The 12,955-nt window shown below is 31.0% G+C and carries 15 protein-coding genes; 3 read left to right on the top strand and 12 right to left on the bottom strand.

Annotation, left to right across the window (positions count from 1 at the left end; all coding sequences use genetic code 11):
- Positions 1-84: 84 nt before the first annotated feature.
- Together Q0617_RS09150 and Q0617_RS09145 are read right to left on the bottom strand one after the other, a co-directional pair.
- A complete protein-coding gene (locus tag Q0617_RS09150; RefSeq protein WP_298752715.1) occupies positions 85-573 on the bottom strand; it encodes a BrnT family toxin in 489 nt (162 codons plus the stop codon).
- A 76-nt stretch (positions 574-649) separates the two neighbouring features.
- Positions 650-1,306 carry a DUF4145 domain-containing protein gene (locus Q0617_RS09145; RefSeq protein ID WP_298752713.1) on the bottom strand — a complete coding sequence of 219 codons (657 nt, stop codon included), beginning with the start codon at positions 1,304-1,306 and terminating at the stop codon, positions 650-652.
- Between the two features lie 290 nt (positions 1,307-1,596).
- On the opposite strand from Q0617_RS09145, the gene Q0617_RS09140 reads away from it, so the two are divergent.
- Positions 1,597-2,049, top strand: coding sequence for a phage integrase N-terminal SAM-like domain-containing protein (locus Q0617_RS09140; RefSeq protein WP_298752712.1), 453 nt, complete (start codon positions 1,597-1,599; stop codon positions 2,047-2,049).
- On the opposite strand, the gene Q0617_RS09135 is transcribed toward Q0617_RS09140, so the two are convergent.
- The 9 genes from Q0617_RS09135 to rpmJ all read right to left on the bottom strand — a co-directional run bounded on the left by Q0617_RS09135 (position 2,046) and on the right by rpmJ (position 8,795).
- Positions 2,046-2,723, bottom strand: a complete 678-nt coding sequence (locus tag Q0617_RS09135) for a hypothetical protein (RefSeq protein WP_298752710.1) — start codon at positions 2,721-2,723, stop codon at positions 2,046-2,048. The two genes, Q0617_RS09140 and Q0617_RS09135, sit on opposite strands and share 4 nt — an antisense overlap.
- A gap of 201 nt (positions 2,724-2,924) precedes the next feature.
- Entirely contained in the window at positions 2,925-4,370 is a 1,446-nt protein-coding gene (gene guaB / locus Q0617_RS09130) for an IMP dehydrogenase (protein WP_298752708.1), read from the bottom strand.
- 19 nt (positions 4,371-4,389) lie between these two features.
- On the bottom strand, positions 4,390-5,751 hold the full coding sequence (gene gatA, locus Q0617_RS09125) for an Asp-tRNA(Asn)/Glu-tRNA(Gln) amidotransferase subunit GatA (RefSeq protein ID WP_298752707.1): 1,362 nt from the start codon (positions 5,749-5,751) through the stop codon (positions 4,390-4,392).
- A 145-nt stretch (positions 5,752-5,896) separates the two neighbouring features.
- Complete coding sequence (gene rplQ, locus Q0617_RS09120; protein WP_298752705.1) at positions 5,897-6,247, bottom strand: 50S ribosomal protein L17; 351 nt, start codon at positions 6,245-6,247, stop codon at positions 5,897-5,899.
- 12 nt (positions 6,248-6,259) lie between these two features.
- Positions 6,260-7,258 carry a DNA-directed RNA polymerase subunit alpha gene (locus Q0617_RS09115; protein ID WP_298752703.1) on the bottom strand — a complete coding sequence of 333 codons (999 nt, stop codon included), beginning with the start codon at positions 7,256-7,258 and terminating at the stop codon, positions 6,260-6,262.
- A 19-nt stretch (positions 7,259-7,277) separates the two neighbouring features.
- Positions 7,278-7,904 carry a 30S ribosomal protein S4 gene (gene rpsD, locus Q0617_RS09110; RefSeq protein WP_298752701.1) on the bottom strand — a complete coding sequence of 209 codons (627 nt, stop codon included), beginning with the start codon at positions 7,902-7,904 and terminating at the stop codon, positions 7,278-7,280.
- Between the two features lie 10 nt (positions 7,905-7,914).
- Entirely contained in the window at positions 7,915-8,307 is a 393-nt protein-coding gene (gene rpsK / locus Q0617_RS09105) for a 30S ribosomal protein S11 (RefSeq protein ID WP_013135229.1), read from the bottom strand.
- Between the two features lie 9 nt (positions 8,308-8,316).
- A complete protein-coding gene (gene rpsM, locus Q0617_RS09100; protein ID WP_298752691.1) occupies positions 8,317-8,679 on the bottom strand; it encodes a 30S ribosomal protein S13 in 363 nt (120 codons plus the stop codon).
- A gap of 2 nt (positions 8,680-8,681) precedes the next feature.
- Positions 8,682-8,795, bottom strand: a complete 114-nt coding sequence (rpmJ, locus tag Q0617_RS09095; RefSeq protein ID WP_041660148.1) for a 50S ribosomal protein L36 — start codon at positions 8,793-8,795, stop codon at positions 8,682-8,684.
- Between the two features lie 307 nt (positions 8,796-9,102).
- Between rpmJ and Q0617_RS09090 the strand changes: the two genes are divergently transcribed.
- Together Q0617_RS09090 and Q0617_RS09085 are read left to right on the top strand one after the other, a co-directional pair.
- Positions 9,103-11,508, top strand: coding sequence for an HD domain-containing phosphohydrolase (locus Q0617_RS09090; RefSeq protein WP_298752685.1), 2,406 nt, complete (start codon positions 9,103-9,105; stop codon positions 11,506-11,508).
- 8 nt (positions 11,509-11,516) lie between these two features.
- On the top strand, positions 11,517-11,885 hold the full coding sequence (locus Q0617_RS09085) for an HIT family protein (protein WP_298752683.1): 369 nt from the start codon (positions 11,517-11,519) through the stop codon (positions 11,883-11,885).
- On the opposite strand, the gene Q0617_RS09080 is transcribed toward Q0617_RS09085, so the two are convergent.
- The gene (locus Q0617_RS09080; protein WP_298752681.1) at positions 11,873-12,802 is read right to left on the bottom strand and encodes an exopolyphosphatase; all 930 of its coding nucleotides are present in this window, start codon (positions 12,800-12,802) and stop codon (positions 11,873-11,875) included. The two genes, Q0617_RS09085 and Q0617_RS09080, sit on opposite strands and share 13 nt — an antisense overlap.
- Positions 12,803-12,955 lie beyond the last annotated feature (153 nt).

The raw sequence follows: 12,955 nt of genomic DNA, 5'->3' as shown, positions 1-12,955 counted from the left end.
CTTTGACATAACGTTTAAAATGAGCTAATAAATTTCCCGCAGGGTAATTTATTAGCTCCTCTGATTTGTTAGATTTTTTTAATTTCATGGTTTACAGTTATTGTAAAATTGAATTTCTTTTTTTTGAGCTCTTCGTAATGAAATAATCCGATATCGCATTTTCCCAACTTCATCTCTGAATGTATAAATGGCAGTATAGATTTTTCCATCTATTGACCCAGTTAGTTTTGCTCTAATAGGATCAAGATTACCTTCATTCCTTTCAACACTTTCATCTAGATTACTCAGATCTTCCCATTTGTTAGGTTGCTCGACCTGTTGAACCATATGTTGATCTGCAAACAAATCGTAAATTCGATTAAATGAAATTCCATGTTTCTCTATATTCTTTTGGTTTTTGTTTTCATCCCATTCAAATTGATTGTCTTGGAATTCAACATAGTGCTCACAAAAGTATGAATCCTTTATTACCATAAAATCACCCGATTTTGGACTATTTATTTTGTTCATACATCTCAAGCCCAAATTGAAAAAAGTTAAATCTCTATAATATTGGCATGATGTACAATCCATCTTTATCCTTCTACTTCTGTTAATCTAACGCTTAGCTAAGCGGCGCGCGTTAGCGCGTCCTTGCTTGAGCGCCTTGTTATGTGCTTTTTGGTCGAGGGGGTGTGGCACTAGATATTTCCTCAATCCTTTTTTCTAATATTGTTGCATTTAACAGATGTTCAATTATGTCCGCAATCGATTGAAGTGTTTGTTCAGATGGGCTGTATCCGCGGTGCGAGGATGCATTTCCGGCATCTACTGCCACGTCAAGCAGTTTCTTTTGAGTTGAGCTAATCAGGCCCTGTTGTTCCAAAGCCTTTAGTTTAGAAACAAAGCTTCCTTTATCTCCTACTTTCTCTACTAAGTACATGTCAATAACAGTTCTAAAGCCCATTAGGGTCAACCGAAATAGGCCTCTATTAAAAGCCGAGTAGACTTCCGCAAGTATTTCAATGTACTTTCTATCGAGGCCAAATATCCAAGATGGTACTTTCCGAATAGAGCCTCCAGGGATTTTCTGGGTCCCGGTGTTTTTGTTTCCAACGTGAATAGTTTCAATATCAAGGTTCAAATAGTCACACCCTAAGCATTTTGTGATCTCCCACTCACGTTGTTCTACAACCCACCTAGGTTCGCCTTTTAGGCTTTCGAAGAAGACCTCTTGAGTATCGAACTCTGTCTCTTTGAAAACAATTTCCTGATTTGTATCACCATCGCAGTGATGGCAAAAAGCTTTTTTTCTTTCGTCTTTCAAGATTGACACCTAGGTTTGATTTTAGGACAGCACATAACTATTTATTGAATGTACATTATATAAATAAAGTACTTAAATCCACTAGTTTAGTATATATTGATATAAAGAGCATATTTTAGTATGTTTATAAATAAATATTACAAAATGCAATACTTTTTTAAGAATATTATTGTTTTAGTTATAATTTTTATGTAATTTTATATCGATATTTAGAACTTTAATATACATAATGTATGTTAAAAGTAAAAAATCCAACTTTAAATAACATTTTTTATAATATAGGAGTTATTATGGGTAAAAAGTTACTTGATATAATGAGGGATAAAATAAGAGTGAAGCATTATAGTATAAAAACAGAAAATGTATATATTTATTGGGCAAAGAAATATATATTATTTCATAATAAACGACATCCAAAAGATATGGGGAAATTAGAAATCGAACAGTTTCTTACCCATCTTGCTACGAAGTTAAATGTATCTCCAACAACACAGAACCAAGCATTTAAGGCAATATTATTTTTATACGAACAAGTTTTAAATATATCATTAAAAAATGAAAATATACAAGCTTTAAGAGCTAAAGAGAGAAAACATATTCCAGTTGTTCTAACTATAGAGGAAGTAAAAAGTATCATTCTTAATATGAAAGGCATCTATCAACTTATGGTCAAACTTATGTACGGGTGTGGACTTATTTGGGGGGGGTCTGACCCCAAATTATCCTTTTTAATTCAATACTAAAGTGTAGGTACAAAAATAATAAATGGACTTCCATTAGTTTGAAAAGCTCCTAAATTAAACTTTTTTTCTTCAACTAAAACTTTTATATTTTCTTTTTTAAATGAATCAATTTTATATTTATTCTTAAAATAATTAAAATCCCTATCTAATTGATTTGAAATAATACAATTAGTACTAACAATATTTTTTTTATTATCATATAAAGGATGTGTTCTTAATATTGGCTCAAATTTAATATCTCCAATATATACAATATCTCCTGCTTTTACTGAAACTTTTTGCTCATAATTACCTATAAATCCACCTGAACCTTTTCCTGCAAGATAATTTGTAATGTAATAAGTCCCTTCTGGAATCATTGTTGAGAATATAGAACCTTGAGAAGTTTCATATACGAAATCATTTTCAAAAGAATATGGATTATTTGCTAAACTTAGAGTTTCACCTGCAGCATCAAATACTCGTTTAACAAAATCATGATTTAGTGTAACAATATCAAAACTAGTTTTATGTATATAATTATTACCCAAGTTTCTGCTAAAACTACCTATGATTAATGCTTCATTTGTCATTTTTGACTTATCAATAAGTGCAAATTCACTTTTACTACTAGCACAACCCGATATAAATAGCATTACTATTGATATTAAAACACATATTTTAAAACTTTTCATCATAACCCTTTTAGTAATAAATTCAAAATTGTATCAAAAAAGAATTAAAAAAGTGATGTTATAAATATTAGATTTTAGTTTTAATCAAGGCGAAGTGAAAATTTTAAGCGGAGCGTACACACAAGTACGTGAGCATTAAAATTTTCAATTCAACGCAGAGTAAGGCGAAAAGATGATGTTTAGAACATCACTTTTCTTTTTTTAGATGTGGTAGTTAGGCGATTCATTCGTAATAGTCACATCATGCACATGAGACTCTTTAAGCCCTGCTGATGTAATCTCTACAAATTCTGCTTTTTCTTGAAATACTGGAATACTTTCACTTCCTAAATATCCCATAGAACTTCGTAGTCCTCCTACCATTTGATGAATAATATCACCTATGCTTCCTCTATATGGAACCATACCTTCAATACCTTCAGGTACTAGTTTATCAGCTGCTGTTCCTTCTTGGAAATATCTATCAGTACTTCCTTTTGTCATAGCTCCAATTGAACCCATACCTCTGTATGTTTTAAATTTTCTACCTTGACTTAGTACTACTTCACCTGGACTCTCTTCTGTTCCAGCCAATGCACTTCCCATCATTACACAACTAGCACCTACTGCTAAAGCTTTTGCAACATCTCCTGAGTATCTAATACCACCATCAGCGATAATTGGGATTCCAGTTTTTGCACCTTCTGCTGCACACTCATCAATAGCAGTAATTTGAGGTACCCCAACACCTGCAACGATTCTAGTTGTACAAATACTTCCAGGTCCAATTCCAACTTTTACAGCATCTGCTCCACACGCTATTAAATCAGCTGTTGCTTCTGCTGTTGCAACATTACCAGCGATAATTTGAACATCCATCTCTGCTTTAATTGCTTTTACTGTATCTAAGATACCTTTTGAGTGACCATGTGCAGAATCAAGTACTAATACATCAACACCAACAGCTACTAGTGCTCTTGCTCTATCTAATTGACCAACACCAATCGCCGCTCCAACTCTAAGTCTTCCAAATTCATCTTTACAAGCATTTGGATGTTCTCTTTTTTTGTTGATATCTTTGATTGTGATTAGACCTATTAATTTATTGTTATTATCTACAATAGGTAATTTTTCAATTTTACTTGCATGCATAATATCAGCAGCTTCATCTAAAGTAGTACCTTCTTTTGCTGTGATTAATGGCATCTTTGTCATTTTGTCAACTGCTTTTTGTGTAAAGTCTTTTGTAAATCTCATATCTCTATTTGTTAAAATACCAACTAAGATACCAGCATCATCAACAACAGGAACACCTGAGATTTTATATGAAGCCATAATATCTTCTGCATCTTGGATTGTTTGATCAGGTTTAATTGTAATAGGATCAATTATCATACCTGATTCACTTTTTTTAACTTTTTTACACTGTAAAGTTTGAGTTTCAACATCCATATTTTTATGGATAATCCCTATACCACCAAGTCTTGCCATGGCAATTGCAGCTTCATATTCTGTAACTGTATCCATAGCAGCACTTATAAAAGGAATATTTAAATCAATCTTTTTTGTAAGTTTTGTTTTTATACATACCTCTTTTGGTAAAATCTCTGATTTTGCTGGTACTAATAATACATCTTCAAATGTTAGTGCTCTTGTTTTAATTCTCATTTTATAATCCTATATTTTGTTATTTCGTATAATTTACTGCTTTTTCTAAAGATAAAGCGCCATCAAATAGTGTCTGTTCATCATATGCTTTTGCTATAAGTTGTAATCCAACTGGCATATTATCCTCATCATTACAAACTGGTAATGAAATTGCAGGTAATCCTGCTAAGTTTACTGATATTGTATAAATATCACTTAAATACATCTCTAAAGAAGTTTTAAAACTTCCAAACTCAGGAGCAGTTGTTGGAGCAACTGGAGATAATATTAAATCTGCTTCATTAAAAATCTCTTCATATTCATCTTTTATCAAATGTCTAACTTTTTGTGCTTTTATATAATATGCATCATAATACCCTGAACTTAAAACAAAAGAACCAAGCATAATTCTCTTTTGTACTTCATCCCCAAAACCTTGTGATTTTGTTTTGATATACATATCTTTAAGTCCTGCATCACCTTGTCTATTTCCAAATCGCACACCATCAAATCTAGCTAAGTTTGCACTTGCTTCTGCTGTTGCAACAATATAGTAAGATGAAAGAATCTTATCAGTATCTAACATATTTTTATGAATTATCTTATGTCCAGCCTCTTCTAAAACTTTTACAGCTTTACCAAAAGCCTCTTGTATAGCAGGACTTGCTTGTGAAACAAAGTTATCTATTACTGCAATTGTAAGTTTTCTATCGCTGTTAAGTTTTGGAGCTACTGCTTCATATTCAACATCAGCAGATGTTGAATCCATAGGATCATGTCCTGAAATAATATCATATAATATTGCAGCATCTTCAACATTTTGAGTGATAGGTCCACATTGATCAAGGGAAGAAGAGTATGCAGTAATTCCATATCGTGAAACTCTTCCATAAGTTGGTTTCATACCTACAACACCACAATATGCTGCTGGTTGTCGCACTGATCCACCCGTATCTGTTCCAAGTGCTGCAACAGCTATTCCAGCTGCAACTGCAGCTGCACTACCACCTGAGCTTCCACCAGCTGTTCTACTATGATTGTGAGGATTTAAAGTTTTTCCATAACAAGAAGTATCAGTTGAACTTCCCATGGCAAACTCATCCATATTTGCTCTACCAAAAGGGCTCAATCCTGCTTCTCTTAAGTTTTTAATTACTGTAGCATCATAAGGACTTATATATCCTTTTAAAATATTACTACAGCAAGTTACACTCCAATCTTTAACATTTATAATGTCTTTTATCGCTATTGGTATGCCAGAACCTGAAATATTTATATCTGTATTAGTTAGTTGTTCAACATAAGCACCAATGTTATTATTTTTAATTTTTTCTGTTAGTTCGTTTCTTATATTTTTTATTTCGTCACTTGTTAATAAAAGTGCTTCTTTCAATGTTATCAATTATAACTCCTAATCATTATAAAATATCGTGATTATACAAAAAATTTGATTAAATTCTAAAAATAATTTTTAATTATATTTATATAAAAAAAGGGAAGGAGAGCTTTGCTCTCCTTCCCTTTTAGACAAACATATATATTAGTAATTATACTAATGAAATGAATGCCATAGGTGTAGCATCACCTCTTCTAATTCTTGTTTTAACTATTGAAGTATATCCACCGTTTCTACCTACGTATTTTGGTGCAATTTCGTTAATTAATTTTTTTGTAGCTTCTTTATCTTGTAATGAAGCAAATACAAATCTATGAGTATTTAAATCAGCTTCTCTTGAAACTGTAATTAATTTCTCAATATATCTACTAAGTTCTTTTGCTTTAGGAACTGTAGTTTCGATTTTTTCTCTCTCTATTAAAGCTATTGCCATGTTTTTTAACAATGCTTTTCTATGAGAAGAAGTTCTATTTAACTTTCTATATCCGTGCTTATGTCTCATAATTTACCTTTTTTATGCTTTAAACTGCTCTAGCTTTCTTCTTAAAGCTGATGCAATATTTTCTGGAAGTGTATTTTCAACAGGGAATCCTAAAGATGCTAATTTATCAGCAATCTCATCATAAGATTTTTTTCCTAAGTTTTTAATATTCTTAACTTCTACTTCACTCATAAGTACCAATTCACCTAAGTATTTTAACCCTGCTCTATCAAGAGAGTTAAAACTTCTAGCACTTAAATTTAAATCGTCAATTTTAACAATTAAATCTTTTAATTCTACAGGTTCTTCAGTTGAATCACTAACTGTTACTTCTGATAAATCGAATACTTTATTGAATACTGACATTTGAGAATACATTACAGAAACCGCTTCTTTAAAAGCATTGATTGGTGTAATTTGTCCATTTGTTTGAACTGTAAATACAGCTTTTTCAAAGTTTGGATTATCCTCAACTAGCATTTTTTCAATATCATAAACAACTTTTTTTACAGGAGTAAAGAAAGCGTCAAGTGGAATATAATCACTAGCAACCATATCTCTAATATCTTCAGAAGGCATATAACCAATACCTTTTTGAATAATTACAGAAAAAGTTAAGTTACAATCAGCATTGATTGTAGCTAAGTGAGCTTCTGGGCTCACTACTTCAACATCAGAGTTAACTAAGTCAGAACCTTTAATTTCTTTTGGTCCGTTGAAAGAATATTCAACTTCAACTTGACTTTCATCACCTACTATTTTAAATTTAATATTTTTAAGATTGATAATAAAAATAGCAATATCTTCTAACATACCTCTTAAAGAATCAAACTCATGGCTTGCACCTTCTATTTTAACTGCAATTGGAGAGTATCCAACTGAGCTAGATAGAAGAAGTCTTCTTAAAGGGTGCGCTAATGTAATTGCAAAACCACTTTCAAATGGATATGCAGAAATCTTAGCTTCAGTTTCACTTATAGCTTCGATCTCAACTTCTGTTGGTAAAAATGGAGTGTCTGCAAATTTCTTCATACTCTGCTACCTTTATTTATTATTTAGAATATAACTCTACGATTAATCTTTCTTCAACAGGAATAACTACTTCTTCTCTAGTAGGAATTCTAGTAAAAATACCAAATGCTTTGTCTTTATCAACATCAACCCACTCAACAATACCTGTTTGGTTAGTTAATTCTAAAGCTCTTACAACTTGAGGATTAGTTTTAGATTTCTCTTTAATCTCAATTTTTTGCCCTGGTTTTACTACGAAAGAAGGAATATCTACTTTTTTCCCATCAACTAAGATATGACCATGAGTTGTAAATTGTCTAGCATTTGCTCTAGTTGTAGCAAATCCCATTCTATAAACAACATTGTCTAATCTTTGTTCGATTAAAGTAATTAAGTTAGATCCTGTATTACCTTCTCTTCTTGCTGCTTCTTTAAAGTATTTTCTGAATTGTTTTTCAGAAACACCGTACATAAATTTAGCTTTTTGTTTCTCTCTTAATTGTAAACCGTACTCAGAAACTTTTGTTCTTCTTTGTCCGTGTTGTCCAGGAGCGAATGGTCTTTTTTCTAACGCAGATTTTCCGTTAAGTCTTCTCTCACCTTTTAATCCAAGGTCTGCATCAAGTCTTCTCTCGATTTTTTCTACTGGTCCTCTATATCTTGCCATGTACTACTCCTTACACTCTTCTTCTCTTAGGAGCTCTACAACCATTATGTGGTAACGGTGTAACGTCCTTTAACCATGAAACTCTAATGCCTTCCATAGCTCCTACAGCTTTAACAGCTGTATCTCTTCCTGAACCTGGTCCTTGAATTTTGATACCAACATTTTTGACACCATGTTCAATTGCTTTTGCCATTGCATCTTCAACTGCAGCTTGAGCAGCAAAAGGAGTAGATTTTTTACTACCTTTGAAACCTAAGTTTCCAGCAGAACTCCATGCGATTGCATTTCCAGCTCTATCAGTTATTGTTACCATTGTATTATTGAATGATGCCGCAATATGAACGATACCATCAGCAATATTCTTTTTTACTACTTTTTTTCTAGTTACTTTTCTTTTTGCCATTGTTTATCCTTACGCTGCACCAACAGTTCTTTTTTTACCTTTTCTAGTTCGAGCATTAGTTTTAGTCTTTTGCCCTCTACATGGTAAACCTTTTCTATGTCTTAAACCTCTATATGAACCTAAATCCATAAGTGCTTTAATATCCATAGCTACTTTTTTTCTAAGATCCCCTTCAACTTGGTAGTTTTTTTGAATCTCTAGTCTGATAGCTGCTGCTTCATCTTCTGTTAACTCATGAGCTCTTTTGTCATAAGATATACCAGTAGCATCAAGGATTAATCTTGAGTTATACAACCCAATTCCAAAAATATACGTTAATGCGTATTCCATTCTTTTCTTGTTTGGTAAATCAACACCCGCAATTCTTGCCATGGTTATCCTTGTCTTTGTTTGTGTTTTTTGTTCTCGCAAATTACTCTTACGATCCCTCTTCTTTTGACAACTTTACATTTGTCACACATTTTTTTTACCGAAGCTCTAACTTTCATAGTTGCTTTCCTTTGTGTTTATTATCCACTTTCAACAGGCAAGAAGCGTGAATAAAAAGTAAACTGCTTCACTTATATTAATTCATACTGTCCACTTGCGCTCTTCCTACCAACTCTTTATAAAACACAAAATTTTTATAAAAAACTCTTTTGTGGTTGAAAAATGGAATTGGATTATATTTAAAGTTTACTTAAGACTTCATTAATTAAATTTCCCTTACTTATGTATATAAATCACAAAAAGAAAATTATTTTAAAAATTATTTGCTATAATCTTTTAACGACATTGGAGAATATGATGAAAGTAATGAAAAATTCAATTAAAATATTAGGTGCCTATGGTGGAAAAGGACTTAAGTCAAGTACCACCTGTATTCAGATAAACCCAAACACAGTTATTGACGCAGGGAACATTTTAAGGGGTTTAGATGAAAATGCACAATATGTTGATAATATATTTTTAACACATTCTCATTTAGACCATATAAATGATATTCCATTTTTAATTGATGCATTTTTTGAAAAAAGAACAAAGCCAATAAAAATATATGGTATAGAAAAGACTATAAATGATTTGGAAAAACATATTTTTAATTGGGAGATTTGGCCTGATTTTTGTGAGATTGATTTAATATATCAAAATTTCAAAGCAATAGAGTTAATCCCAATAAAACTTAATGAAACTATTACCTTAGAAGATGATACAAAATTAACTCCAATAGAAAATAACCACACAAAATCAAGTTGTGGTTATATTATTAGTAAAAATAACAACGCCACTCTTTTTACTTCAGATACATATATATGTGACTCTATTTGGGAAAATATAAATAAAGACTTGACTATACACTCTGTAATTATTGATGTCTCTTTCCCTTCAAAGTTTGAAAAGCTTGCTTTTGATAGTAAACATTTAACTCCTGCTTTATTAAAAGAGGAACTTAAAAAATTAAAAAGAGATGATGTAAGAGTTTATATTGACCATATTAAACCTAGCTATGAAAAAATATTAAGAGAAGAGATTCACCATGAAAAGCTACTTTTAAATGAAGGTAAAATATTAGATGATGGAGATGTGATTTCTTTATCAAATGAGTATTTAGCCTACAATACTAAAAGATCAAATATTAGAAAAAAAGAGGTAAAAAACTTAATCGATATTGGTAAGTCTCTTACTACTGAAAAGAATTTTGATGTTCTTATGGAAAAGATACTTCTTGGAGCAAAAGAGTTTTCAGATGCAGATGCAGGAACACTATATTTAGTAACTGAAGATGAAAAAAGATTAAGATTTCAAGTTGTGCAAACTGATTCACTAAGTATAAAAATGGGTGGAACTGAGGGGAAAATTACTTGGCCTGAACTTCCTTTATACCTAGAAGATGGAAAACCAAATGAACAAATGGTTGCTGCACTTTGTGCACTTGAGGGAAAAATGATTAATATACCTGATGTTTATGAAACAAAAGATTTCAACTTTGAAGGTACTAAAAAGTTTGATAAATCAACAGGATATAGAACCAAGTCAATGCTTGTCATTCCTATGAAAAATCATGAAGATACTGTTATTGGAGTAGTACAACTATTAAATAAAATGGATTCTGAAGGACATCCAATAACATTTACCAATGATGATAAGCAACTTATTGAATCTATGGCTTCTCAAGCTGCTGTTTCTATTACAAACAATAGATTAATTGCAGAATTAGAAAACTTATTGGATTCTTTCATTAAGTCAATTGCAACTGCTATTGGTGAAAAGTCAGAGTATACAGGTGGACATATTAATAGAGTAGCTGAAATTGCAGAGACTCTCACAAATGCTATAAATGAGGATACAACAGTATTTAGTCATATTAATTTTAATAAAGATGAAGTAAAGCAGATGAGTAGAGCTGCGTGGCTTCATGATATTGGTAAAATTGTAATCCCAGAATATGTAGTAGATAAAGGTAAAAAACTTGAAACTATCTATGACAGAATAAATACAGTAAAAGCAAAGTTTGAGATTGTTAGAAAAGATTATGAATTGGAATATTTTAAAAATAGTTCAAAAGCAACATCTTTAAAAGAAAAAGAAGAACTAACTAAAAAATATGAAGATAAAGTTGTATCATTAAATGAAGATTTAGATTTTGTTATTGCTTGTAATACTGGTGGTGAATTTATGGAAGATGATAAAATCGAAAGAATAAAAGAAATTGCAAAAGAGAAACTTACAATTGATGGGGAAGAGACAAACTTACTAAGTGAAAATGAAGTATATAATCTATGTATCAAAAAAGGTACATTAACAAATGAAGAGAGAGATGTAATAAATAATCATGTTACAGTATCATATAAAATGTTAGAGACTATGCCTTTCCCTAAAAAACTAAAAAGGGTTCCTGTTATTGCTGGGTCTCATCATAAAATGGTTAAAGGTGGAGGTTATTCAGCTCCTGAAATTCTTGATTTACCTATGACAATCGAAGATAAAATACTTGCAGTTGCTGATGTATTTGAAGCCCTTACTGCAAATGATAGACCATATAAAAAAGCAAATTCACTTAATACTTCACTTAGAATTTTATCTTTTATGGTTAAAGATGAACATTTAGATAGAGATATAGTTAAATTTTTCGTTGATAATAATTTACACCTTGATTATGCGAACAAATATTTAAGTGAAGAACAGATGGATGAAATCACGGTTGATTTTAATAATATATAGGGATATAAATGATTTATGAAAATAGTTTAATAAAAGTAGAGATTGAAGAAAGTGAAATTCCTTGGCTAAAAATCTTTACTCAAAAAGATATAAAAGAGTTTTCCCAATGTAATAATGAAACAAAAATAGAAATTTTAAGAGCTTTAGATATCATAGAAAAAGAGATGTTAAGTTATTTTAACCCTGAGAAGATAAATATTGCATCTTTTGGAAACTATGTTCCCCATGTACATTTTCATATAATGGCAAGATTTAAGGAAGATTCTTATTTTCCTGAGCCTATGTGGGGTAAAAAACAAAGAGAAAGTGATTTGGCCTTAGCAGATATTACTGAGTTTTATAAAATAGTTTATGAAAAATTAAATCAACCATCTTGATTTAATTTTGCTATTATATCTTCTAATACTTGGTCAGCTTGGGCTAATGGGATTTGACATCCACCTGCAGCTTTGTGACCACCACCACCATGTTTAAGCATAAGTTCACCAATATTAGTATTTGATGTTTTATTTATAATTGACTTACCAGTTGAAAAAACCAATTTATCCCTATCAAAAGTATAACTTATATGAATAGAAACATTTACTTCTGGATACATTGCATATACTAAAAATCTATTTCCTGGATAAATTATCTCTTCATCTTTGTAATCAACTACAACTACATTTCCATAAATTTTTGTACACTTTTTAAGTTGCTCTTGAAACTCTTTTTCATATTTGAAGTAAAGGTCAACTCTCTCTTTTACCTCTTTTATTTCAAGAATTTCATCAATATTATGCTTAGCACAATAGTCAATTAAGTTTCTCATTAACTGTTTATTTGAAACTTCAAAATCTTTGAATCTTCCAAGACCTGTTCTTGAATCCATAATAAAACTCAATAATGCCCATGCACGTGGCTCTAGAATATCTTCTTGTGTAAAATCTGCACTATCAGCTTTGTTGGCACCATTCATCATACCAATAAATCTCATAGGAAACTCTTCATCACCACCATAAAAGTCATATACTACTTGTGCAGCACTAGGAGCATCAGGATTTATAATATGGTTATCTCTTTTTTCATTTCTTAAAGTTTCACTAAAGTGATGATCAAAAGCTAAATGTACACCTTCAACATATGGTACATTTGTAGTTATATCATTGGATGATACTTCTATAAGTCCATCTTGCATATCTTTTGGGTGAACAAAAAGAATATCATCAATCAAATCAAGATAGCTCAATAGTGTACCACACACTAGTCCATCCATATCACTTCTTGTGATTAATCTATATTTTTTTTCACCCATTAAGACACCTTTAAAAAATTATTATTTTTAATTCTAACATTTTAATTATAAATAAGAAATAGTTTAATTACTATTTTCTTAAATTATTTGCAATAATGTCACCCATTTCAGAAGTAGTAACCACTTCTTTAGCATCATAAGCAGCTAAATCTT

Origin of the sequence: uncultured Arcobacter sp. (genome assembly GCF_937982575.1) — a bacterium.
Taxonomy (GTDB): Bacteria; Campylobacterota; Campylobacteria; order Campylobacterales; family Arcobacteraceae; genus Arcobacter.
The sequence above is the reverse complement of the archived record's forward strand: the minus strand, read 5'-3'. Positions and strand labels throughout refer to the sequence as shown.